Origin of the sequence: Nocardioides sp. IC4_145, assembly GCF_011250565.1 — a bacterium.
Taxonomy (GTDB): Bacteria; Actinomycetota; Actinomycetes; order Propionibacteriales; family Nocardioidaceae; genus Nocardioides.
Window position 1 is genome coordinate 46298 of the sequence record NZ_JAANMS010000013.1, and the last position, 22648, is coordinate 68945.

Here is a 22648-nt window from a genome sequence, read left to right on the forward strand (position 1 = left end):
ATGAAGTTCCAGAACCGACGCCTCGCGAGCCTGGCGGCCGCGGCGCTGGTCACCAGCCTGGCCCTGACCGCTTGCGGTGGCGACGACGAGTCCGGCTCGTCGGACGCCGGCGGCAGCGGGGGTGGCGACGGCACCACGGTGACCTTCATCCCGAAGAACCTGGGCAACCCCTACTTCGACACCAGCAACGCCGGTGGCAAGGAGGCCGTCGACGAGTTCGGCGGGTCCTACGAGGAGGTCGGGCCGGCCGAGGGCTCGCCCGACGGCCAGGTGCAGTACATCAACACCGCGACCCAGCAGGGGCGCAACGCGCTGGTCGTCTCCGCCAACGACCCCGACGCCCTGTGCGACGCGATCGGCGAGGCGATGGACGCCGACATCAAGGTCGTGACCTACGACGCGGACACCAACCCCGACTGCCGCGACATCTTCGTGAACCAGGCGGACTCCGCCGGCATCGCCAAGGCGCAGGTCGACCTGATCGCGGAGCAGATCGGCGACGAGGGCCAGATCGCGTTCCTCTCGGCGGCCGCCAACGCCACCAACCAGAACGAGTGGATCGACCTCATGAACGAGGAGATCGAGGCCAACCACCCCGACATCGAGGTGGTCGACACCGTCTACGGCGACGACGACGACCAGAAGTCGTTCGACGCGACCGCGGCGCTGCTGCAGAAGCACCCCGACCTCAAGGGCATCGTCTCGCCGACCACCGTGGGCATCGCGGCCGCGGCGCGCTACCTGTCGACCTCTGACGCCAAGGGCAAGGTCGCGCTGACCGGGCTCGGCACCCCCAACCAGATGCGTGAGTACGTCGAGGACGGCACCGTCACCGCGTTCGCGCTGTGGAACCCCGCCGACCTCGGGTACCTCGCCGCCTGGACCGCCAAGGCGCTCGCCGACGGCGACATCGAGGGCGAGGGTGACTCGTTCGAGGCCGGCCGTCTCGGCGACTACACCGTCGGCGAGGACAACGTCGTCCTGCTCGGCGACCCGTTCGTGTTCGACAAGTCGAACATCGGCGACTTCGACTTCTGATCCGCACCGTCGAAGGCACCACCTGCTGAGTCCGTCGGGGCGTGCGACCCACGCCCCGACGGACCGGACCCGCAGCCGAGCCCGCCCCACCCCCCGAGAACGAGGAGTCGTCGTGCCCCGCGTCTGCTTCCAGCTCCAGGTCAAGCCCGACCGGATCGAGGAGTACAAGGAGCGCCACCGTGCGGTCTGGCCCGACATGGTGCGGGCGCTGCACGAGACCGGCTGGCACAACTACTCCCTCTTCCTGCGCCCCGACGGACTCCTGATCGGGTACGTGGAGACGCCGTCGCTCGAGCAGGCACAGGCAGGCATGGCCGCCACCGCGGTCAACGCCCGCTGGCAGGCCGAGATGGGGGAGCTCTTCGAGGAGCTCGACGGCGTCCCGCCCGACCAGGGCTTCCTGGTCCTCGAGGAGGTCTTCCACCTCGAGGACCAGCTCGCCCGGCTGGACGCCTGACGACCGGCCCGGCACCCCGCCGCAGCACCGCCCCCGCACCCACGACGCGCGCCCGCCACCGCGGGCACTCGCGCCGTGCGGTATGAAACGTTTCAAACGGAGATGAGATGACTGACTTCGCCACGATCGCCCCGCAGCTCGAGGGCCAGGCCATCGAGCTGCCCTCGTGGGCGTTCGGCAACTCCGGCACCCGGTTCAAGGTGTTCGGCTCGCCCGGCACGGCCCGCACGGTGGAGGAGAAGGTCGCCGACGCCGCGACCGTCCACCGCTTCACCGGCCTCGCCCCGTCGGTCGCCCTCCACATCCCGTGGGACCTCGTCGACGACTACGCCGCGCTGCGCCGCTACGCCGAGGACCGGGGCGTGCGCCTGGGCACGATCAACTCCAACACCTTCCAGGACGACGACTACCGGCTCGGCGCGCTCACCCACACCGACGCCAAGATCCGCCAGAAGGCGATCGACCACCACTTCGAGTGCATCGACGTGATGGGTGCGACCGGCTCGCGCGACCTGAAGATCTGGCTCGCGGAGGGCAGCAACTACCCCGGCCAGGCCGACCTGCGCGGCCGCCAGGACCGGCTGCACGAGTCGCTCTCGGCGATCTACGACCGGCTCGGCGAGGACCAGCGGCTGGTGCTGGAGTACAAGTTCTTCGAGCCGGCCTTCTACCACACCGACGTCCCGGACTGGGGCACGTCGTACGTCCAGGTGGCCGCCCTCGGCGATCGCGCCGTCGTGTGCCTCGACACCGGCCACCACGCCCCGGGCACCAACATCGAGTTCATCGTCATGCAGCTGCTGCGACTGGGGAAGCTCGGCTCCTTCGACTTCAACAGCCGCTTCTACGCCGACGACGACCTCATCGTCGGCGCGGCCGACCCGTTCCAGCTCTTCCGGATCCTCTTCGAGGTGATCCGGGGCGGCGGCTACGGTCCCGCGAACCCCGACGGGCACAGCGACGTCGCGTTCATGCTCGACCAGTGCCACAACATCGAGGCGAAGATCCCCGGCCAGATCCGGTCGGTGCTCAACGTCCAGGAGATGACGGCGCGCGCCCTGCTCGTCGACCGTGACGCACTGACCGCCGCCCAGGAGGCCGGCGACGTGCTCGCCGCCCACGAGGTCTTCATGGACGCCTTCTCCACCGACGTCCGCGCCGACCTCGCCGCCTGGCGAGAGGAGCGCGGCCTCCCCGCCAACCCGATGCGCGCGTACGCCGAGTCGGGCCACCAGCAGCAGATCGAGGCGGACCGCATCGGCGGCACGCAGGCAGGATGGAACTGAGGACATGACCGAGTCCAGCACCGCGAACCAGACGAACCCGGCGGCCGCCGCCCTCATCGAGCGGTCGAACCGCCTCGGCGCCGACCCGAAGAACACCAACTACGCCGGCGGCAACACCTCCGCCAAGGGCACCGAGACCGACCCGGTCACCGGCGAGCCCGTCGAGCTGCTGTGGGTCAAGGGCTCCGGCGGCGACCTCGGCACGCTGAAGGAGTCCGGCCTCGCGGTCCTGCGGCTGGACCGGATGCGCGCGCTCGTCGACGTCTACCCGGGCGTCGAGCGCGAGGACGAGATGGTCGCGGCGTTCGACTACTGCCTGCACGGCAAGGGCGGCGCCGCACCGTCCATCGACACCGCCATGCACGGCCTGGTCGACGCCGCGCACGTCGACCACCTCCACCCCGACTCCGGGATCGCCATCGCGACCGCCGCCGACGGCGAGGCGCTGACCAAGGAGATCTTCGGCGGGAAGGTCGTCTGGGTCCCGTGGCGCCGACCGGGCTTCCAGCTCGGCCTCGACATCGCGGCGATCAAGGCGGCGAACCCGAGCGCGGTCGGCTGCATCCTCGGCGGCCACGGCATCACCGCCTGGGGCGAGACCAGCGAGGAGGCCGAGGCCCGCTCGCTGTGGATCATCGACACCGCGGCCGACTACATCGCCGAGAACTCGAAGGCCGAGCCCTTCGGCCCCGCCCTCGAGGGGTACGCCGCGCTGCCGGACGCCGAGCGCCGCGCCAAGGCCGCCGCCCTCGCGCCGACCATCCGCGGGATCGCGTCGGCCGACCGGCCGATGGTCGGGCACTTCACCGACGCCGACGTGGTGCTGGACTTCCTGGCGCACGCCGAGCACCCCCGCCTGGCGGCGCTGGGCACCTCGTGCCCCGACCACTTCCTGCGCACCAAGGTCAAGCCGCTCGTGCTCGACCTGCCCGCGGACGCCTCGGTCGAGGACAGCATCGCTCGCCTCAAGGAGCTCGCGGTGTCCTACCGCGAGGACTACCAGGCCTACTACGACCGCCACGCGACGTCGGACAGCCCGGCGATCCGCGGCAAGGACCCGCTCATCGTGCTGGTCCCGGGCGTCGGCATGTTCTCCTTCGGCAAGGACAAGCAGACCGCCCGCGTCGCCGGCGAGTTCTACGTCAACGCCATCAACGTGATGCGTGGGGCCGAGGGCCTCTCGACGTACGCCCCCATCGACGAGGCGGAGAAGTTCCGCATCGAGTACTGGGCGCTCGAGGAGGCCAAGCTCCAGCGGATGCCGAAGCCCAAGCCGCTCGCCACCCGGATCGCGCTGGTCACCGGTGCCGCCGGCGGCATCGGCAAGGCGACGGCCAAGCGGCTCGCCGCCGAGGGCGCCTGCGTCGTCGTCGCCGACCTGTCGCTGGAGAAGGCCGAGGCCGCCGCCGCCGAGATCGGCGGCCCGGACGTGGCCGTCGGCGTCGCGGCGGACGTCAGCAAGGCCGACGCCGTCCGGGCGATGGTCGACGCGGCGGTGCTCGCCTTCGGCGGCCTCGACCTGGTCGTCAACAACGCCGGGCTCTCGCTGTCCAAGGCGCTGCTCGACACCACCGAGGCCGACTGGGACCTCCAGCACGACGTGATGGCCAAGGGCTCGTTCCTGGTGTCCCAGGCGACCGCGAGGGTGATGGTCGAGCAGGAGATGAGCGGCGACATCGTCTACATCTCCAGCAAGAACTCGATCTTCGCCGGCCCCAACAACATCGCCTACTCCGCCGCGAAGGCCGACCAGGCCCACCAGGTGCGCCTGCTGGCCGCCGAGCTCGGCGCCCACGGGATCAAGGTCAACGGCGTCAACCCCGACGGCGTCGTCCAGGGCTCGGGCATCTTCGCCAGCGGCTGGGGGGCCAACCGGGCCGCGGTCTACGGCGTGGAGGAGAAGGATCTGGGCAAGTTCTACGCCCAGCGCACCATCCTCAAGCGCGAGGTGCTGCCGGAGAACATCGCCAACGCGGTCTTCGTGCTCTGCAGCTCCGACCTGTCCCACACCACCGGCCTGCACGTGCCCGTCGACGCCGGCGTCGCCGCGGCGTTCCTGCGGTGACCGCTCCGACCCGGCCGGTACGCGTCGCGGCCGTCGACCTCGGGGCCACCAGCGGCCGCGTGATGGCCGGCCGGGTCGGACCGCGCTCGCTCCACCTGGAGGAGGTGCACCGCTTCCCCAACGGGGGGGTGCGGGCGCACGGCTCGCTCTTCTGGGACGTCCTCGGCATCCACCGCGAGGTGCTGGCCGGGGTCCGCGAGGTGGCCCGCACCGGGCCGTTGGACGGCATCGGCATCGACTCCTGGGCGGTCGACTACGGCCTGCTCGACCGGGACGGCCACCTGCTCGGCAACCCCTACAGCCACCGCGACGCCCGCACCGACGGCGTCGCCGCCCGCGTGCTGCGCCAGGTGGACGCCTCGGAGATGTACGCGACGACCGGCCTGCAGCAGCTGCCGTTCAACACGATCTACCAGCTCGTCGCGGCGCGCGGCACCGCTGCGCTCGAGGCGGCCGAGGCGCTGCTGCTGCTCCCGGACCTGCTCGGCTACTGGCTGACCGGCGCCGTCGGGGCGGAGCGCACGAACGCCTCGACCACCGGGCTGTACGACGTCCGCTCGCGGTCGTGGGCCACCGACCTCGCCGCGCGGGTCGGCATCCCGTGGTCGGTGCTGCCGCCGCTGCGCGACCCCGGCGAGCTGGTCGGCCCGGTGCTGCCCGAGGTGGCCGCCCAGCTCGGGGTGGACCCGACCGTGCCGGTCGTCGCGGTCGGCTCGCACGACACCGCCTCCGCCGTCGTGGGCGTGCCGGCGACCGAGGACGACTTTGCCTACATCTCCTCGGGCACCTGGTCGCTGGTCGGGCTGGAGCTGGACGCCCCGGTGCTGACCGAGGCGGCGCGGCTGGCCGACTTCACCAACGAGGGCGGCGTCGACGGCACCGTCCGGTTCCTCAAGAACGTCATGGGCCTGTGGGTCCTCTCGGAGTCGGTCCGCGCCTGGGCCGACGAGCGGATCGTCGGCGCGGACCTTCCTGCGCTGCTGGCCGGCGCCGCCGACGCCGCGCCGCTGCGCACGGTCGTCGACATCAACGACCCGCGGCTGCTGCCGCCGGGCACCTCGGCGGCGACCAGCATGCCGGCACGGATCGCCCGGCTCGCCGAGGAGGCCGGGGAGCCCGTCCCGCGGACGCCCGTCGCCCTGGCCCGCTGCATCCTCGACAGCTTGGCGCTGGCCTACCGCCGGCACCTGCGCGTCGCCGCGGAGCTCGCCGGGCGGGCTCCGACGGTCGTCCACGTCGTCGGTGGCGGGTCGCAGAACCACCTGCTGTGCCAGCTGACCGCCGACGCCACCGGCCTGCCCGTGCTCGCCGGCCCGTCCGAGGCGGCCGCGCTCGGCAACGTGCTCGTGCAGGCCCGCTCGTTGGGCGCCGACCTGCCGGACCTGGCCGCGATGCGCGACCTCGTGCGGCGCACCCACGAGCTGCACCGGTTCGAGCCCCGCCCAGGCCTGGACTGGGACGCCGCCGAGGCGCGCGTCGCGAGCACCTGAGGGACCGCCGGCGTCGTGAGCAGTCCCCCCGAGGAGCGGTGGCGCCCCGAGGTGCACGAGCGCGACCTCCTGGGTCTGCTCGCGCGCGGGCAGACCGTGGACGCCGCGGCGCGACAGCTCGGGATCTCCTCGCGCACGGCGCGCCGGCGGTTGCGCGCGCTCGCGGACGGCCTCGGCGTCGACACCACGATCGAGGTCGTGGTCCGAGCGGTGCGCGACGGGCACATCTGAGCTGCCGGCTGTCCGGATGCGGCCACGACCGCCTCGAGCCGTTGACGTGACGGCTGTCACGAACCTAATGTCGGGCCGCCGGGACCCCTGAAACGATTCATATGATCGTGACGCGACCGTCCACCGCAAGCCCACCCGCGGGCCGCCGGTGTGCGCCGTGGCCCCGGACCGGCGCACCCCCGCGCGCCACATCCCCTGCCGCCGCACCACTCATCTCCCGGGAGATCCCATGAGCCAGCCCCCCACGCTCGCCGTCCGCCGTCGTTCGCTCTTCGGTGCCGCCGCCGCGGCCGCCGGTGTGGCCGCCGTGGTCGGCGGGACCACCGCCGCGTCCGCCGCGCCGAGCAAGCCGCACCCTGGCTCGTTGCCTCGCGACCTGGTCAGGGCGTTCGGGGCGCCGGGCACGGAGACCGCCGCCGGGTTCCGCTGGTGGTGGCCGCACGGCGCGGTCGACCCCGTCGAGGTGGCCCGCGAGGTGGACCAGGTCGCCGACGCCGGTTTCGGCATCCTCGAGGTCGCCGACGTCACCCACTCGCTGCGCGCCCGGAACATCGAGATCGACCTGGAGCGGCACGGCTGGGGGAGCCCGTCGTGGATCGCGGGCGTCAAGGCGGCGCTCGAGCGGGGTGCGAAGCGCGACGTCCGCATCGACATCACGGTCGGCCCCTCGTGGCCGGCAGCCGTGCCGACGATCACCCCCGACGACGACGCCGCGTGCACCGAGCTGGTCCACGGCCGCGCCGACGTCGCCGGAGGGGCGACGTACGACGCCGTCCTCCCCGAGCCCGTCGTGGCGCCGGAGCCGGCCGCGACCCGGCGGCACCTCGTCGCCGTCCAGGCGCACCGCGTCGTGGCGCAGACCGCCGCGCTCACGACCGTCGACGCTGACTCGTGGGTGGACCTCACCGACCGGGTCCGCGACGACCGGCTCACCTGGACCGCGCCCGAGGGCGGCACCTGGGTCCTGCTCGCCATGTGGCGCCGCGGCTCCGCGCAGGAGCCGGAGGCCGGTCCGCACACCAACCCGCGGTCCTGGGTCGTCGACCACTTCAGCGCCGCGGGGTCGCGGGCCGTCGTCGACCTCTGGGAGGACCGCGTCCTCGACAAGGAGATGCGCCGGCTGCTCGGCAAGGCCGGCGGCTACCTCTTCGAGGACTCCCTCGAGATCGAGACCGAGGCGACGATCTGGACGCCTCGGATGCTGGAGGAGTTCCGCGAGCGCGCCGGCTACGACCTGCGGCCCTGGCTCCCGGTGGTCCTCGAGGTGCACGAGAAGTACCAGTTCGCGGTCGAGGGCGTGCGGCTCAACCAGGTGCGCGACGACTTCAACCAGGTCCTCTCCGACCTCTACCGCGACCACCACCTGCTGCCGCTGCAGCGCTTCGCCCGCAGCCTCGGCATGGGCCTGCGCGTGCAGCCCTACGGCCTGGAGACCGACACCGTCGAGCACTCCGCGCTGCTCGACGTCCCGGAGACCGAGTCGCTGGGGTTCAAGAACCTCGACGACTACCGCGTGATGGCCGGCGGCCGCGACCTGGCCGGCAACACCGTGCTGTCGTGCGAGGCCGCCTGCTACTTCGGCGCCGCCTACAACACGACCTGGGACCGGGCGCTGCAGACGCTCAACAGCATTTTCGCCGCCGGCGTGAACTCCGCGGTACTGCACGGGTTCGCCTACGCCGACGCGCCGGGCGTCACCTGGCCCGGCTTCGCCGCGTTCTCGCCCTACTACAACGGCGCGATCGGGTACGGCGAGGCCTGGGGCCCGCGCACGCCCCAGTGGCGGCACATGCCTGACGTCGCGGCGTACCTCGCCCGGACCCAGCTGGTGCTGCAGACCGGCGTGCCGAAGTACGACGTCGTGTTCCTGCGGCAGAAGGGCTGGGCCTCCACCGGCATCGGCCCGCACTGGATCACCAACAACGGGACGCCGGTCGGCTGGTCGCACTCCTTCGCCACCGCGGCCCTGCTCGACCTCCCGCTCGCCACGGTGCGCGACGGCGTCCTGGCGCCCGACGGCCCGGCGTACAAGGCGATGGTCGTCGCGCCGGACAAGCTGCGCAGCCAGGAGCTGACCATCGAGCTGGCCGCCGCCCGCCGCCTGGTCGAGCTCGGCCGCGCGGGACTGCCCGTGGTGCTCCTGGGCGACTGGACCCAGGCCCGTCCGGTCGGCCTGTCCGACGACGCGGCGGTCGCCGAGGTCCGGAGGCTCGTGGCGCAGGTCGCCGCGCTGCGCACCACCCGCACCGTGGCCGCCGAGACGGAGATCGGCGCGGCCCTGGCCGACCTCGGGGTGACCCCCGACGTCCGCCACGCGACCTCGACGGTCATGCACGTGCGGCGCGTCGTCGGCGACACCGACCTGTACTACCTGGCCAACGCCAAGCACGCCGAGAACCGGCGGTTGAGCCGGGTGACCCAGGACGTGTGGCTGACGTCCACCCGCGGCGACGCCGTGCCGTACCTCCTCGACGCCTGGACCGGCGCCATCACGCCGATCGCGGCGTACGAGCGCCAGGGCCGCCAGGTCCGGGTCCAGGTCGACCTGCACCCGGGACAGTCGACCGTCGTCGCCCTGGGGGCGCCCCACCCGGGCGACCGGACCCCGGCCGTGGTCGCCGCCACCGGCGACGTGCGACGCGACGACCGCGGGCTGCTGCTCCGGGCCACCGCGCCGGGGCGGCACACCGCCACCCTCACCGGCGGTCGGCAGGTCGCCACGACGGTCCGCCGGGTGCACGCCCCGGTCGAGCCCGCGTCGTGGGACCTGGTGGTCGAGGACTGGCAGCCCGGTGCGTCCGCGACCGAGACGGTGCGACCGCTGCGGCGCGTCACCCTCTCCACGCTGGCGCCCTGGTCGAAGATCCCCGGGCTCGAGGACGTCTCGGGCGTGGGCCGCTACCGGACCGTCGTCGAGCTCGACGAGTCCTGGACGTCCGAGGACGGCGCCGTGCTGGAGCTGGGCGAGGTCAACGACACCTTCCGGGTGACCGTCAACGGCCACGCCCTCCCGGCCTGCGACGTGCTCGACACGACCGTCGACCTCGGGCACGCCCTGCGGGCCGGCCGCAACGTCATCGAGGTGGAGGTGACCAGCACGCTCATCAACCGCCTGCGCACCGTGACGCCCGAGGTCTACGGCGTCGCCACGCGGCAGGATTACGGGCTCGTCGGCCCGGTCCGGCTCGTCCCCTACGTCGAGAGGAAGCTGACCACCTGATGGATCCCCACCGGAGTGCGAGGGTGGAGCCATGCGCGTCGCGTTGATGGTCACCTGCGTCAACGACGCGATGTTCCCCGAGACCGGCAAGGCGGTCGTCCGGCTGCTGCGGCGGTTGGGCGTGGACGTGGAGTTCCCGGCGGCGCAGACCTGTTGTGCGCAGCCGATGGTCAACACCGGCTACCTCGACGAGGCGGTGCCGGTGGTGCGGACCTTCGTCGACGCGTTCGCGGGGTACGACGCGGTGGTGACGCCGAGCGGCTCGTGCGCAGGTTCGGCGCGGCACCAGCACGGGTTGGTGGCGCGCCGGGCCGGCGATCCGGGGCTGGCGGCGGCCGTGGCGGAGACCTCGCCGAAGGTCTACGAGCTGAGCGAGTTCCTGGTCGACGTGCTGGGCGTGGTCGACGTGGGGGCGTACTTCCCCCACCGGGTCACCTACCACCCGACCTGCCACTCGCTGCGGATGCTCGGGGTGGGGGACCGGCCCCGGCGGCTGCTGGAGAACGTCCGGGGGTTGCGGCTGGTGGACCTGCCGGAGGCCGAGCAGTGCTGCGGGTTCGGCGGGACGTTCGCGGTGAAGAACGCCGACACCTCGGTGGCGATGGGTGCCGACAAGGCCCGGCACGTGCGGGAGACCGGCGCCGAGGTGCTGGTGGCCGGGGACAACTCGTGCCTGATGCACGTCGGCGGCGTGCTGTCGCGCCAGCAGGCCGGCGTACGCGTCGTCCACCTGGCGGAGATCCTGGCCGCCACCGAGGCGGACGCGGGTGGTCCGTCCGGGCACCCGCAGGTCGGGCTGGCGGGGGAGGGCGCCGCGTGAGCGGGACGTTCGTGGGGATGCCCGCGTTCCCGACGGCGGCGCGCGCCGCCCTGGCCGACACCCAGCTGCGCCACAACCTGGCGCACGCCACGGGCACGATCCGCGCCAAGCGGGCTGCTGTCGTCGGCGAGGTCGAGGAGTGGGAGGAGCTGCGCCTCGCGGGGGCCGCGGTCAAGGAGGCCGCGCTGCGCGACCTCGAGACCCACCTCGTGCGGCTGGAGGAGTCGCTGACCGCCCGCGGCGCGACCGTGCACTGGGCACGCGACGCCGCGGAGGCGAACGAGATCGTGGCCAGGGTCGCTCGCGACCACGGCGTCGACGAGGTCGTGAAGGTCAAGTCGATGGCCACCCAGGAGATCGGGCTCAACGAGGCGCTGGCCGAGCACGGCATCGCGGCGTGGGAGACCGACCTCGCCGAGCTCATCGTCCAGCTTGGCGACGACCTGCCCAGCCACATCCTGGTGCCCGCGATCCACCGGAACCGGGCCGAGGTGCGCGAGATCTTCCTGCGGGCGATGGGCTCGGTGGGGCGCCCCGCCCCGGCTGACCTGACCGACGAGCCGGCCGTGCTGGCGGCTGCGGCGCGCGAGCACCTGCGGGAGAAGTTCCTGCGCGCGAAGGTCGCGGTCTCCGGGGCGAACTTCGCGGTCGCTGAGACCGGCACCCTGGTCGTGGTGGAGTCCGAGGGCAACGGCCGGATGTGCCTGACGCTGCCCGAGGTGCTGGTGAGCGTGGTCGGCATCGAGAAGGTCGTGCCGACCTTCGCCGACCTCGACCCGCTGCTGCGACTGCTGCCGCGGTCCTCCACCGGCGAGCGGATGAACCCCTACACGTCCACCTGGACCGGCGTCACCCCCGGCGACGGCCCGCAGGAGGTGCACGTGGTGCTGCTGGACAACGGCCGGACGCGTGCGCTCGCCGACGACGTCGGTCGCCAGGCGCTGCGCTGCATCCGCTGCTCGGCCTGCCTCAACGCCTGCCCGGTCTACGAGCGCACCGGCGGCCACGCCTACGGCTCGGTCTACCCCGGCCCGATCGGCGCGATCCTCAACCCGCTGATGAAGGGGACGGGTGACCCGCAGACCGACTCGCTGCCGTACGCCTCGTCGCTGTGCGGCGCCTGCTTCGAGGTCTGCCCGGTGCGCATCGACATCCCCGAGGTGCTGGTGCACCTGCGCTCGAAGGTCGTCGACGGTCACCGTGGCGACACCGTGCCGAAGGCGGAGGCGGTGGCGATGAAGGCCGCGGCGTACGCCTTCTCCGACAGCCGGCGCCTCGGTTGGGTCGAGAAGGCCTCCGGGCTCGCCGGGCGCGCCCTCACCCGCCTGGGACGCACGACGCTGCCCGGCGGCCGCTCGGCGGCCGGGAGGATCCCCGGTCCCGGCGCCGCCGCCTGGACCGGTGCCCGCGACCTGCCCGCGCCGCCGCGGGAGTCCTTCCGCGCCTGGTGGCGCCGCACCGACGGAGGACGCTCGTGACCACCGCCCGCGACGAGATCCTGGCGCGGGTCCGCTCCGCCCTGTCCGGTGTCGACCGCACGCCCCCGCTGGCTCCTGCGCCGCGGATCGCGGCGGTGCCCGACCTCGTGGGTCACTTCGCCGACCGCGTCGAGCACTACCGCGCCGTCGTGGAGCGCTGCGCCGCGGCGGACCTCGAGGCCACCGTGGCGGCCGCGCTGGCCCGGCATCTGCCGGCCGGTTCGGGCACGGTCGTCGTGCCGGACGGGCTGTCGTTCGACGTGCCGGGTGCCGTGGTCGACGGTGCGGCCGGGCCGGGCCTCACCGCCCTCGAGCTCGACCGGGTCGACGCGGTCGTGACCGAGGCCGCGGTGGGCGTCGCCGAGACCGGCACGATCGTCCTCGACCACGGCGCCGGCCAGGGTCGTCGTGCGATCACCCTCGTCCCCGACCGGCACGTGTGCGTCGTCCGCGCGGAGCAGGTCGTGCCCGACGTCCCGGACGCGCTCGCCCGCCTCGACCCGACCCGGCCGATGACCTGGATCAGCGGGCCGTCCGCGACCAGTGACATCGAGCTCGACCGGGTCGAGGGCGTCCACGGCCCCCGCACCCTCCACGTCGTGGTGGTCGACCCGGGCTGACCGCAGGACCCGGGGGCTGAGCCCGGACGCCGGGCTCAGCCCATCGCGCTCAGGTCCATGTGCATGACCTCCCAGAGGTGCCCGTCGAGGTCGCGGAAGGACCCGCCGTACATCGGACCCTCGCCGGTGCGCTCGTCGGTGTCGGTCGCGCCGGCGGCCGCGGCACGCGTGCACAGCTCGTCGACCTCCTCGCGGCTCTCGGCGGAGAGGCAGATGAGCACCTCGGTGCCGGCGCCGGCCGACGTCGTGGCGTGGAAGGAGTGGAAGAACTCCTCCTGCAGCAGCATCACGTGGCACAGGTCGTTGAGGACCAGGCAGCAGGCCTTGCCGTCGCTGAACTGCTCGTTGAACGTGAAGCCGAGCGCCGACCAGAAGGCGCGGGCGCGCTCGACGTCGGCGACGGGCAGGTTCGGGAAGACCATGCGGCTCATGAGGGGCTCCTGGGGCTCGGGGAGTGGCTGGCCGTGCAGACCGGGGCGAGGTCGCGGACTCATCGCTGCGCGGCCCGCCGTCCTCCGCTACGCTCAGGAACAAACAGTCACGCCTGACTTTTTCTGACGTCGTCGGAGGGTCAGCGAGAGCGTCTTGGAGAGTGCATGAGCGAGTCCGACCTGCCCACCCAGCTCGCGGGCTACCCCCGCGTGGTCCGCGCCGGCGCCGACGTCGCCGCGCCGCTCGCGCTGGCGCAGGGCCTGGTCGCCGACCTCGCGCGGTACGCCGCGTGGGTCACGATGCACTCCTCCTTCCGCGGCTCGCCGCCGGAGGTCGCGAGCGTGGGGGACACGTTCGAGGAGCAGGTCTCGCTCATGGGCATCCCGGCCGACATCGCGTGGACGGTCGTCGAGGCGGAGGACGGCCTGGTGGCGCTCGACGGCACCGGCCCGATGGACCTCTCGCTCGGCCTGCGGATCAGCGTCACCGGCAGCGGTGACGCCGAGAGCGGCTCGGTCCGCGTCGCGGTCGAGGCCGGCATCGGCGGTGACCCCGTCGCGGGCCCGCTCGGCGCGACCGTCGCCGCCAGCGTCGAGGAGGCGCTGACCGAGTCGGCGACGAGGTTCGCCGTGCTCGCGGCCGAGCTCGCCGCGGACCCGGCCGTCTCCGCGGGCGGGCGGTTCCCCCGTCGTACCGTCGTCCACGAGCGCACCGGCGCCCGCCTCGACCCGCGCACGCCCGTGCTCGTCGGCGTCGGCCAGGTCGCCCAGCGCGAGCCCGACCTCGGCGCCCCGAAGGACCCGGTCGCGCTCGCCGTCGAGGCGCTGCGCCGCGCCGGCGAGGACAGCGGCGCCGGCGCGCGCCTGCTCGCGGAGGCCGACGCGGTGTACGCCGTCGCGAGCGCCTCGTGGACCTACCGTGACGCCGCTGCACTCGTCGCCGAGGCGCTCGGCGCCCGGCCGGACGAGACCGCGATGTCGGCGCCGTACGGCGGCGACGCCGGCCAGGTGCTGATCAACACCGCCGGCCAGGCGGTCGCCGGCGGCCGCGCCGACGTCGTGCTGGTCTGCGGCGCGGAGGCCGGCGCGACGCTCGCCGCCGCGCAGAAGCAGGGGATCGACCTCGACTGGCCGTCCCAGCCGGCCGACGTCGCCCCCGACCGGGTCATCGGCAGCGACCGCGAGGCCAACAACGGGCCGGAGTCCGCGGCCGGGCTGACCGTGCCGGTCTACACGTACGCGCTGATGGAGTCCGCGGTGCGCGCCAAGGCCGGCGAGACGCCCGAGGAGCACCTGCGCACGATCACCGGCCTGTGGTCGCGCTTCTCCGAGGTCGCCGCTGGCAACCAGCACGCGTGGCTGCCGCAGGCGTTCACGCCCGAGGAGCTCGCCACGCCCGACGGCGGCAACCGGATGATCAGCGAGCCCTACCCGAAGCTGCTGTGCGCGAACCTGACCGTCGACCTCGCCGCCGGTGTGGTGGTCGCCAGCGTCGCGGCCGCGGAGGCGCTCGGCATCCCCCAGGACAAGTGGGTCTTCCTGCACGCCGGCGCGGCGGCGTACGACGAGTGGTTCGTCTCCGAGCGCCGCGACCTCGCCGCGTCGCCGGCGATCCGGGCGGTCGGCGAGGCGGCGTTCGCGCACGCCGGGATCGGCCCCGACGACGTGCGCCACGTCGACCTGTACTCCTGCTTCCCGGCCGCGGTGCAGATCGCCGCGGACGAGCTCGGCTTCCCGCTCGACGACGCGGAGCGACCGCTCTCGGTGACCGGCGGGCTGACCTTCGCGGGTGGGCCGGGCAACAACTACGGCACGCACGCCGTCGCGACGCTGGTCGGCCGGCTGCGCGAGGACCCGGAGTCCTACGGGCTGTCGACGTCCCTCGGCTGGTTCGTCACCAAGCACGCGCTGGGGATCTACTCGGCGACCCCGCCGCGCTCGCCGTACCGCGCCCTCGCGCCGGTGCTGCTGCCCGAGCGCTCGCGCCCGGCCCTCGACACGTGGAGCGGGCCGGGCGTGGTGGAGGCCGCGACCGCGCAGTACGACCGCACCGGCGCGCCCGAGCACGCGATCCTCTCCGTGCTCACGCCCTCCGGGGAGCGGGTGCTGGTGCGGTCGGCGCAGCCGGAGGTGCTCGAGCAGGTCGTCGGCGGCGACCCGCTGCACCTGCCGGTCGAGGTGTCCGACGCCAAGACGTTGCGGTTCACCGGCAGCGAGCGGCAGGAGCTGCCCGAACCGCCGGTGCCGCCGGTGCTGACCGAGCGGCGGGGGCCGGTGCTGGTCATCACGATCAACCGGCCCGAGCGGCGCAACGCGATCGACCTGCGCACGGCGCAGCTGCTCGAGCGGGTCATCGACGCCTTCGAGGCCGACGAGACCGCGCGGGTGGCCGTGCTGACCGGCGCGGGCGGGACGTTCTCGGCGGGGATGGACCTCAAGGCGGCCGCCGCGGGGTCGTTCGCGCTGACGGACAAGCGCGGGCCGCTCGGCATCGCGGCGCTGCCGATCAGCAAGCCGGTCATCGCCGCGGTCGAGGGCCACGCGCTCGCCGGCGGCTGCGAGCTCGCGCTGGTCGCCGACCTGGTCGTCGCCTCGACCGGCTCGCAGTTCGGCATCCCGGAGCCCAAGCGCGGCCTCGTCGCGGCCGCCGGCGGCGTGCTGCGGCTGACCGAGCGACTGCCGCGCAACGTCGCCATGGAGCTCGCGCTCACCGGCAACCCGATGCCCGCCACCCGGATGGCCGAGCTCGGGCTGGTCAACCGGCTCGCCGAGCCGGGGACGGTGCTCGACGCCGCGCTCGCACTGGCCGACGAGATCGTCGCGAACGCGCCGCTCTCGGTCGCCGCCAGCCGCCGGATCGTGCTCGAGTCGCCGTCCTGGGCGCCCGACGAGGCGTTCGCGAAGCAGAGCGACCTCGCCGGGGTGGCCGTCATGTCCGAGGACGCCGCCGAGGGGATCGCCGCCTTCGCCGAGCACCGCGAGCCGGTCTGGAAGGGCCGCTGACACCACCTCGTCCCACTTCTCCGCCCGACGCCACGCGCTTGCTGGCGGCTGGCTGGCGGGCCGGTGTCCGGCTTGAAACGGACAGTTCGCCGCTCTGTAGGCACGTTGCAGCGTGCCTACACAGTGGGGAACAGTCCGTTACAAGCCCGCCCGGGCGCCCGGACGGTGCCAGCCGAGGCAGCACCAGCCGGTCAGGACCACGCCTCGACGGCGCGCTCGAGGTTGACCCAGACGGCGGCGGCGGGCAGGTGCTTGTCGTCGGCGGAGGCGAGCCGCCAGACGAGCACGCCGAGCTCCTCGACGGCCCGCTCGGCGTCGGCGGTGGGGACCGCGGCTGCGTCCTCCTCGACCGGGTCCTCCTCGGCGCTGCGGAGCATCGTGCCCACGGCCCGCATCGCCCGCGCGATCGTCTCGCGCAGCTCCTGGGCCGACTCGTCGTCGGCGTGCACGGCGGAGCGCTGGTCCGAGACGAGCGCCGAGACCTCGTCCACGCAGCCGGCGAGGCGCTCGAGCGCGCGGGCCTGCGCGTAGCGACGGTCCGCGGTCTCCGACCAGTGGCCGGCGCGCCAGTTGCCCCGGCGGGCGTCGTTCGCCTCGGCCACGAGCGCGCGCAGCTGGCTGACGTGCGGCTCGATCCGGAGGCGCTGCCGCTCCCAGGCCGACTCGTCCAGCAGCTCGTCGGCGAGCAGCCCGTCCCCGAGCGCGTCGAGCTCGTCGGCCAGGCGGTGCCGCAGGCGGGCCTGCGCGCGGGTGACCGGGGTGAGCGGCAGCTGGGGCACCAGCGCGTTGACCACGATGGCGACGACGGCGCCGAAGGCGGTCAGGCCGACGTACGCCGCGACGTACGCCTCCGGGTCGTGCCCGCCGATGACGAGCACGAACAGTGCCGCGACCAGCACCCAGCCGCCCATCGCGCCCAGCGGTCGCAGCCCGGCCAGCATGGTCGCCACGGCGATCGTGAGGGCCAGCGCGAGCCAGCCCGGCACGTCCAGCAGTCCGGCGCCGGTCGCCAGCGCGGCGCCGAGCGCGATCGCCGCGACGGCCTGCGCGGAGGTCCGCGCCGAGCCGATCACGCTCGTCGACATCGCGGCCGCGGCACCCATCGGCGCGTAGTACGGGTAGTCGCCGAGCGGGCCACCGAGCGGTTGGACGAGCAGCCAGGCGAGCCCCGCCGCGGTCGCGGTCTTGAGCGCGAGCAGCCACCGCGGGTGGGCCCACGACGCCGCTCGCGCGCGACGCCAGAGGTCGAGTGCGGGCATGCCCCCACGGGTACCCGCCCCGTCCCACCCGTCACCCGGCGGGGTGAGCATGGTCACACCGCGATCGAGGCACGGTGGGACCATGACCTCGGGAACCCAGGCCGGCCCGGTCCGGCTGCGCACGCTCGCCCGCGAGGACCGGCGCGACCGGCCCGCCTTCTGGTACGACGAGGCGGGTGCGCCGCGCGACGACGTGGAGGCGGTCGCGGAGGTGCTCGCCCACCAGGGCTACGACCTCGACGCGATCACCGGGTGGTTCACCCGGCCGAACGCCGGCCTGCCCGGCATGGCCGCCCCCGTCGACCTGCTCCCCACGCACGTCGGGCGGGTCCTCGCCCTGGCCGGCTCCGACCGGCCCTGCGGTCGCCCCTGACGCTCGGCCCGCCGGAGCTGCCGACTCGGCGCGCCGGGAGTGGCGACTCGGCGCGCCGGGAGTGGCGACTCGGCGGCGGGGGTCGTGCTTGGATCGGCGGATGGACAAGGTGATGGCGTCGGCCGCCGAGGCGGTGGCCGACATCGCGAGCGGGTCGACGGTGGCGGTCGGCGGGTTCGGGTTGTGCGGGATCCCGTCGGTGCTGATCGAGGCGTTGCTGGAGGCCGGGGTCGACGAGCTGGAGGCGGTGTCGAACAACGCCGGCGTCGACGACTGGGGCCTGGGCCGCCTGCTCGCGGCCGGGCGGCTGCGGCGGATGGTGGCGTCGTACGTCGGGGAGAACCGGGAGTTCGCCCGGCAGTACCTCGCCGGTGAGCTCGAGGTCGAGCTGACCCCGCAGGGCACGCTCGCGGAGCGGATGCGCGCGGGCGGCAGCGGGATCCCGGCGTTCTTCACCGCGACCGGGGTCGGGACGCAGGTGGCCGACGGCGGGCTGCCGTGGCGCTACGACGCCGAGGGCAACGTGGTGAAGGCGTCGCCGCCGAAGCAGACGCAGGTCTTCGAGACCGCCGAGGGGTCGAAGGAGTTCGTGCTGGAGCACGCGATCGTCGCGGACTTCGGGCTGGTGCGGGCCTGGAAGGGGGACCGGCACGGCAACCTCGTCTACAAGGACGCGGCGCGGAACTTCAACCCGCTCGCCGCGATGTGCGGGCGGACCACGATCGCGGAGGTCGAGGAGCTGGTGGAGCCCGGGGAGATCGACCCCAACCACGTCCACACGCCGGGGGTGTTCGTGCAGCGCGTGGTCGCGCTGACCCCCGAGCAGGCCGCCGACAAGCGGATCGAGAAGCGGACCGTGCGAGCACGCCAGGAGGCGCAGGCATGAGCTGGAGCCGCGAGGAGATGGCCGCGCGGGCCGCGAGCGAGCTGACCGACGGGTCCTACGTCAACCTGGGCATCGGGTTGCCGACGCTGGTGCCTAACTACGTCGCCGACGACGTGGAGCTGGTGCTGCAGAGCGAGAACGGCATCCTCGGCGTGGGCGCCTACCCGGTCGAGGGCGAGGAGAGCCCCGACCTGGTCAACGCCGGCAAGGAGACCGTGACGGTGCGGCGCGGGGCGAGCTTCTTCGACTCCGCGACCAGCTTCGGGATGATCCGCGGCGGGAAGGTCGACGCCGCGATCCTCGGTGCGATGCAGGTCAGCGCGGCCGGCGACATCGCGAACTGGATGATCCCCGGGAAGATGGTCAAGGGCATGGGCGGCGCGATGGACCTGGTCCACGGCGCGAAGAAGGTGATCGTGCTGATGGAGCACGTCGCCCGCGACGGGTCCTACAAGATCGTCGAGGAGTGCTCGCTGCCCTACACCGGCCGCGGCGTGGTCCAGCGGATCATCACCGACCTCGCCGTCATCGACGTCGTGCCTGCCGCCGAGGGCGGGGGCCTGCGGCTGGTCGAGCTCGCCCCGGGCGTCACCGAGGACGAGGTCCGCGAGAAGACCGAGCCGCCGCTGCGCTGACGCGGCAGGATCGGCGCATGCCGACACGCCCCAGGACCACCACCACGCTGACGCCCCTCCCAGCGGGCGAGCACGGCCTGCTCGCCGCCCGGCCGGGACCGGACCTGCCCGCGGCGGGGTACGCCGAGACCGAGCTGGTCGCGGCCGGGACGGCGCCGTCGTACGCCGCGGACGCCGCCGGGCTGCCGCAGGACGGGCGCTGGTCGCTCGTCGAGCGGGACCGCGCCGACTTCGCGACCCGCGTCCTGCTGCGCGCGCCGGTCGACCCGGCGGCGTACTCCGGCACGCTCGTCGTCGAGTGGCTCAACGTCAGCTCCGGCACCGACGCGGCACCGGACTGGACCTACCTGGCCGAGGAGGTCGTCCGCGGCGGGCACGCCTGGGCCGGCGTCTCCGCGCAGCACGTCGGCGTCATGGGCGGCGTCTCCGCGGTCGGGCTCGGCGGGCCGAGCGCGGGGCTGCGGGGGCTGGAGCGGTACGCCGCGCTGCACCACCCGGGCGACGCCTGCTCCTACGGGATCTTCGGCGAGGTCGCCGGCGCGCTGGTCGACCACCTCGCCGGCGGCCTCGGCGCGACGACCTGCCTGCTGGCGATCGGGGAGTCGCAGTCGGCGTATGCCCTGACCACCTACGCCAACGGCGTCCAGCCGCTCACGGGTCGCTTCGACGGCTTCCTCGTCCACTCCCGCGGCGGCGCCGCGATGCCGCTGGGCGAACCGGGGGCCGCCGTCGACATCGGCGTCTTCCGCAACGACCCGCCGACGCGGATCCGCGACGACCTGGCCGTCCCGGTCGTCATGGTGCAGACCGAGACCGACCTGACCGGACGGCTCGCCTACCTGCCGGCCCGCCAGCCCGACGCCGAGCGGGTGCGGCTCTGGGAGGTGGCCGGGACGGCGCACGCCGACAAGTTCCAGATCGGCGACTTCGAGGACTACCTCTCCTGCCCGCGGGCGGTGAACCGCGGCCAGCAGGCGTACGTCGTGCGCGCGGCGCTGCGGCACCTCGAGACGTGGGCGCGGGGCGGGACGGCTGCGCCGACCGCCGAGCGGCTCGAGGTGGTCGACGGACGGTTCGCGACCGACGACCTCGGCAACGCCCGCGGCGGGGTCCGCACGCCCGCGGTCGACGTGGCCGTCGAGGTGCTGTCGGGCGACACCGAGCCCGGCGCGCCGGTGATCTGCGAGCTGTTCGGCAGCACGGTGCCGCTCGCGGCGGAGCGGGTCGCGGCGGCGTACCCGGAGCTGTCGGCGTACCTCGCGGCGTACGAGCGGGCCACCGACGCGGCGATCGCAGCAGGCTTCGTGCTGCCCGAGGACCGGGCCGAGCTGCTCGCGGAGGCGCGGGTGGACGAGGTCGCCGCGGCCCTGGGCGGCGTGTGAGCCTCAGACCGCCCAGCTCGGCACGATGAAGACGCCCTCCGCCTCGACGGTCACGCCGTGGGGGTCGGCGAGCGTGGCGACGACGAAGACCTTGCGGCCCTCCTCGCGGTCGATCCGGGCCTCGACGCGGACCGGCCCGAGCGGGGTGGCACGGACGTAGCGCATCGTCAGCGTGCCGGTGAACGTCACCCGCTTCCGCGCGCTCGCGGCGACCCCCATCACGTGGTCGAGCAGCAGCGCGCCGACGCCGCCGTGGACCATGCCGGGCGGGCCCTCGTACTGCACGCCCAGCACCACGTCGGCGTGCACCAGGCCGTCGGGGTCGCGCACGACCCGCAGCGGCGGCGCGATCGCGTTGCGCTCGCCGACCACCGCGTTGCCCCAGCTCCAGGTGCGGCCCTGGGCGTTGTAGTGGACCCCCGCGGGGCCCTCGGTGCGGCGGGCGCGCAGCCGCGCGACGAGCGCGTCGACCTCGGCGCGGACCGCGCGGACCTCGTCCTCGTCGACGCACGTCTGGATCGTCGCCTCGACCAGCGCGCGGACGCTGTCGGCCAGGGGGGCGTGCACCGCCTCGAGGCGGTCCACCTCGGCGGTGCTGACGTCGTCCTGGACGAAGATGGAGGCGTAGCCCGTCGACGGCGTGCCCGCGGGCGCGCTCATGCCGGGGCCGCCGCTCCGCGCTGGGTGACGGGCTGGGTGACGGGGAAGATCGGCAGGGAACGGCGCGGCTCGAACGCGAACGACGCGCCCGTGCTGATCCGGGTCACCGCGACCTCGTCCGGCTCCTTCGCCGGCTCGTCGAGGGTGCGGAGCGTCGCGGTCCAGGCGTCGGCCGAGCCGGTGACGTCCACGTCGAGGTACGCGCTGACCCCCCGGACCGCGGCCTGCAGCGGCCCGGTCGCCCCGGGCCCCACGAGGGTGATCCAAGCGCCGTCCTCGTGCGCCGCCGACGGGCCGACGTCGATCGAGCAGGCCCCGCGGTCGACCGACGCGGCGACGTACGCCGCGGGGTTGAGGAGGGGGTGCAGCCGCAGCACCTCGACCGCCCCGGCCGCGTCCGCGGGCAGGTCGAGCGCCCGGCGGATCCGGTCGGCGGCGACACCGGCGATGCCGGTGAGCTGCTTGGTGGCGATCGTGCGGGCCTGCGTGCGCCCGGCCTCGTCGTCGCCGGTGCGGGCGCGCAGCGCCAGCAGGAACGCCAGGTTGAGCAGGTGCATCTGCAGGCAGACCTCGTCGGCGATCCGCACCAGCGCGGAGTGGCTGAACGCGGCGAAGTCGAGGTCGTCGACCAGCGGTCCGGCGTAGTCGGCGGCGCCCTCGTCGAGCGGGTCGATCGGGTCGAGCGCGAGCGTCGCGGCGCGGGAGCGCTCGTTGACCGCGAGGGCCGGGATGCCGCTGACCGGGGGGTGCGCCGGGTCGATCCGCACCGTCCACGCGCAGTGCGGCGTGCGGTCGGCGGGCAGCCGCGGCGGGCGGTGGATCGGCCGCACCTGCGCCCGCGGGTTGGTCGCGACGGCGGTGGCGTCGAAGGTGGGGTCCTCGATGGTGTGGCACATCGACCGGACGTAGTCGGGACCCATCGGCTCGACGTCCATGAGGGCGCCGCAGTGGTCGAGGTGGAACTTCCCGGTCCAGCGGTCGTGCACGGTGTAGCGGAAGTCCATGAACTGCGGGGGAGCGCCGATGTCGAGCTGGAGCCCCTTGAAGATCGTCACGACGTCGCCCGCGTCGGGCGGACCGGCGTACCCGAGGGCGTGCTGCATCCGTCGGGTGTAGATCGGCGAGGCCGCCGCCCACTCCTCGATCGCGATCTGCGCCATCTCCTCGCGGCCGAACGCCGAGATGCACCACGCCATCCCGGACCGGTCGATCAGCTGACCGATGAGCAGCAGCTCGGGGACGAGGGCGGCGACCTGGGCGCGCGAGAGATCGGCGTACCGGCTGGTCATGCGGGCATCGTCGGCCCTGGCCGCG

19 protein-coding genes are annotated in these 22648 nt (G+C 74.0%); 15 read left to right on the top strand and 4 right to left on the bottom strand.

Annotated features, from left to right (window positions below):
• From rhaS to G6553_RS08050, 10 genes are all read left to right on the top strand, one after another.
• Complete coding sequence (gene rhaS / locus G6553_RS08005) at positions 1–1038, top strand: rhamnose ABC transporter substrate-binding protein (RefSeq protein WP_166190835.1); 1038 nt, start codon at positions 1–3, stop codon at positions 1036–1038.
• Between the two features lie 112 nt (positions 1039–1150).
• The gene (locus G6553_RS08010) at positions 1151–1495 is read left to right on the top strand and encodes an L-rhamnose mutarotase (RefSeq protein WP_166190837.1); all 345 of its coding nucleotides are present in this window, start codon (positions 1151–1153) and stop codon (positions 1493–1495) included.
• Between the two features lie 107 nt (positions 1496–1602).
• Positions 1603–2781 (top strand): L-rhamnose isomerase, encoded by a 1179-nt coding sequence (gene rhaI / locus G6553_RS08015; protein WP_166190839.1) that lies wholly within the window; start codon positions 1603–1605, stop codon positions 2779–2781.
• A gap of 4 nt (positions 2782–2785) precedes the next feature.
• Positions 2786–4846, top strand: coding sequence for a bifunctional aldolase/short-chain dehydrogenase (locus G6553_RS08020; protein WP_166190841.1), 2061 nt, complete (start codon positions 2786–2788; stop codon positions 4844–4846).
• Entirely contained in the window at positions 4843–6336 is a 1494-nt protein-coding gene (locus G6553_RS08025; RefSeq protein ID WP_347565584.1) for a rhamnulokinase family protein, read from the top strand. Before G6553_RS08020 ends, G6553_RS08025 begins: the two co-directional genes overlap by 4 nt.
• 15 nt (positions 6337–6351) lie before the next feature.
• A complete protein-coding gene (locus G6553_RS08030) occupies positions 6352–6567 on the top strand; it encodes a helix-turn-helix domain-containing protein (protein ID WP_207619502.1) in 216 nt (71 codons plus the stop codon).
• 229 nt (positions 6568–6796) lie between these two features.
• The gene (locus tag G6553_RS08035; protein WP_166190843.1) at positions 6797–9787 is read left to right on the top strand and encodes a glycosyl hydrolase; all 2991 of its coding nucleotides are present in this window, start codon (positions 6797–6799) and stop codon (positions 9785–9787) included.
• A 31-nt stretch (positions 9788–9818) separates the two neighbouring features.
• Positions 9819–10607, top strand: coding sequence for a (Fe-S)-binding protein (locus G6553_RS08040; RefSeq protein WP_166190845.1), 789 nt, complete (start codon positions 9819–9821; stop codon positions 10605–10607).
• Between the two features lie 17 nt (positions 10608–10624).
• Entirely contained in the window at positions 10625–12085 is a 1461-nt protein-coding gene (locus G6553_RS08045) for a lactate utilization protein B (RefSeq protein WP_166190898.1), read from the top strand.
• Positions 12082–12705, top strand: coding sequence for a lactate utilization protein C (locus tag G6553_RS08050; RefSeq protein WP_166190846.1), 624 nt, complete (start codon positions 12082–12084; stop codon positions 12703–12705). The genes G6553_RS08045 and G6553_RS08050 overlap by 4 nt, the downstream gene beginning before the upstream one ends.
• Before the next feature lie 35 nt (positions 12706–12740).
• On the opposite strand, the gene G6553_RS08055 is transcribed toward G6553_RS08050, so the two are convergent.
• On the bottom strand, positions 12741–13136 hold the full coding sequence (locus G6553_RS08055; RefSeq protein WP_166190848.1) for a VOC family protein: 396 nt from the start codon (positions 13134–13136) through the stop codon (positions 12741–12743).
• Between the two features lie 165 nt (positions 13137–13301).
• Between G6553_RS08055 and G6553_RS08060 the strand changes: the two genes are divergently transcribed.
• On the top strand, positions 13302–16139 hold the full coding sequence (locus G6553_RS08060; protein WP_166190850.1) for a crotonase/enoyl-CoA hydratase family protein: 2838 nt from the start codon (positions 13302–13304) through the stop codon (positions 16137–16139).
• A gap of 191 nt (positions 16140–16330) precedes the next feature.
• On the opposite strand, the gene G6553_RS08065 is transcribed toward G6553_RS08060, so the two are convergent.
• Positions 16331–17398: a hypothetical protein gene (locus tag G6553_RS08065; protein WP_166190852.1), complete on the bottom strand. Its 1068-nt coding sequence runs from the start codon at positions 17396–17398 to the stop codon at positions 16331–16333.
• 82 nt (positions 17399–17480) lie between these two features.
• Here G6553_RS08065 and G6553_RS08070 point away from each other — a divergent pair, with 82 nt between their 5' ends.
• The 4 genes from G6553_RS08070 (at position 17481) to G6553_RS08085 (ending at position 20674) form a co-directional block, all read left to right on the top strand.
• Positions 17481–17771, top strand: a complete 291-nt coding sequence (locus G6553_RS08070) for a hypothetical protein (RefSeq protein WP_166190854.1) — start codon at positions 17481–17483, stop codon at positions 17769–17771.
• 100 nt (positions 17772–17871) lie between these two features.
• Positions 17872–18657 carry a CoA transferase subunit A gene (locus G6553_RS08075; protein WP_166190856.1) on the top strand — a complete coding sequence of 262 codons (786 nt, stop codon included), beginning with the start codon at positions 17872–17874 and terminating at the stop codon, positions 18655–18657.
• Entirely contained in the window at positions 18654–19292 is a 639-nt protein-coding gene (locus tag G6553_RS08080; protein ID WP_166190858.1) for a 3-oxoacid CoA-transferase subunit B, read from the top strand. The genes G6553_RS08075 and G6553_RS08080 overlap by 4 nt, the downstream gene beginning before the upstream one ends.
• Positions 19293–19309: 17 nt before the next feature.
• Complete coding sequence (locus G6553_RS08085) at positions 19310–20674, top strand: alpha/beta hydrolase domain-containing protein (protein ID WP_166190860.1); 1365 nt, start codon at positions 19310–19312, stop codon at positions 20672–20674.
• A 3-nt stretch (positions 20675–20677) separates the two neighbouring features.
• On the opposite strand, the gene G6553_RS08090 is transcribed toward G6553_RS08085, so the two are convergent.
• Entirely contained in the window at positions 20678–21334 is a 657-nt protein-coding gene (locus tag G6553_RS08090) for a PaaI family thioesterase (RefSeq protein ID WP_166190862.1), read from the bottom strand.
• Positions 21331–22623: a hypothetical protein gene (locus G6553_RS08095; protein ID WP_166190864.1), complete on the bottom strand. Its 1293-nt coding sequence runs from the start codon at positions 22621–22623 to the stop codon at positions 21331–21333. The genes G6553_RS08090 and G6553_RS08095 overlap by 4 nt, the downstream gene beginning before the upstream one ends.
• Positions 22624–22648 lie beyond the last annotated feature (25 nt).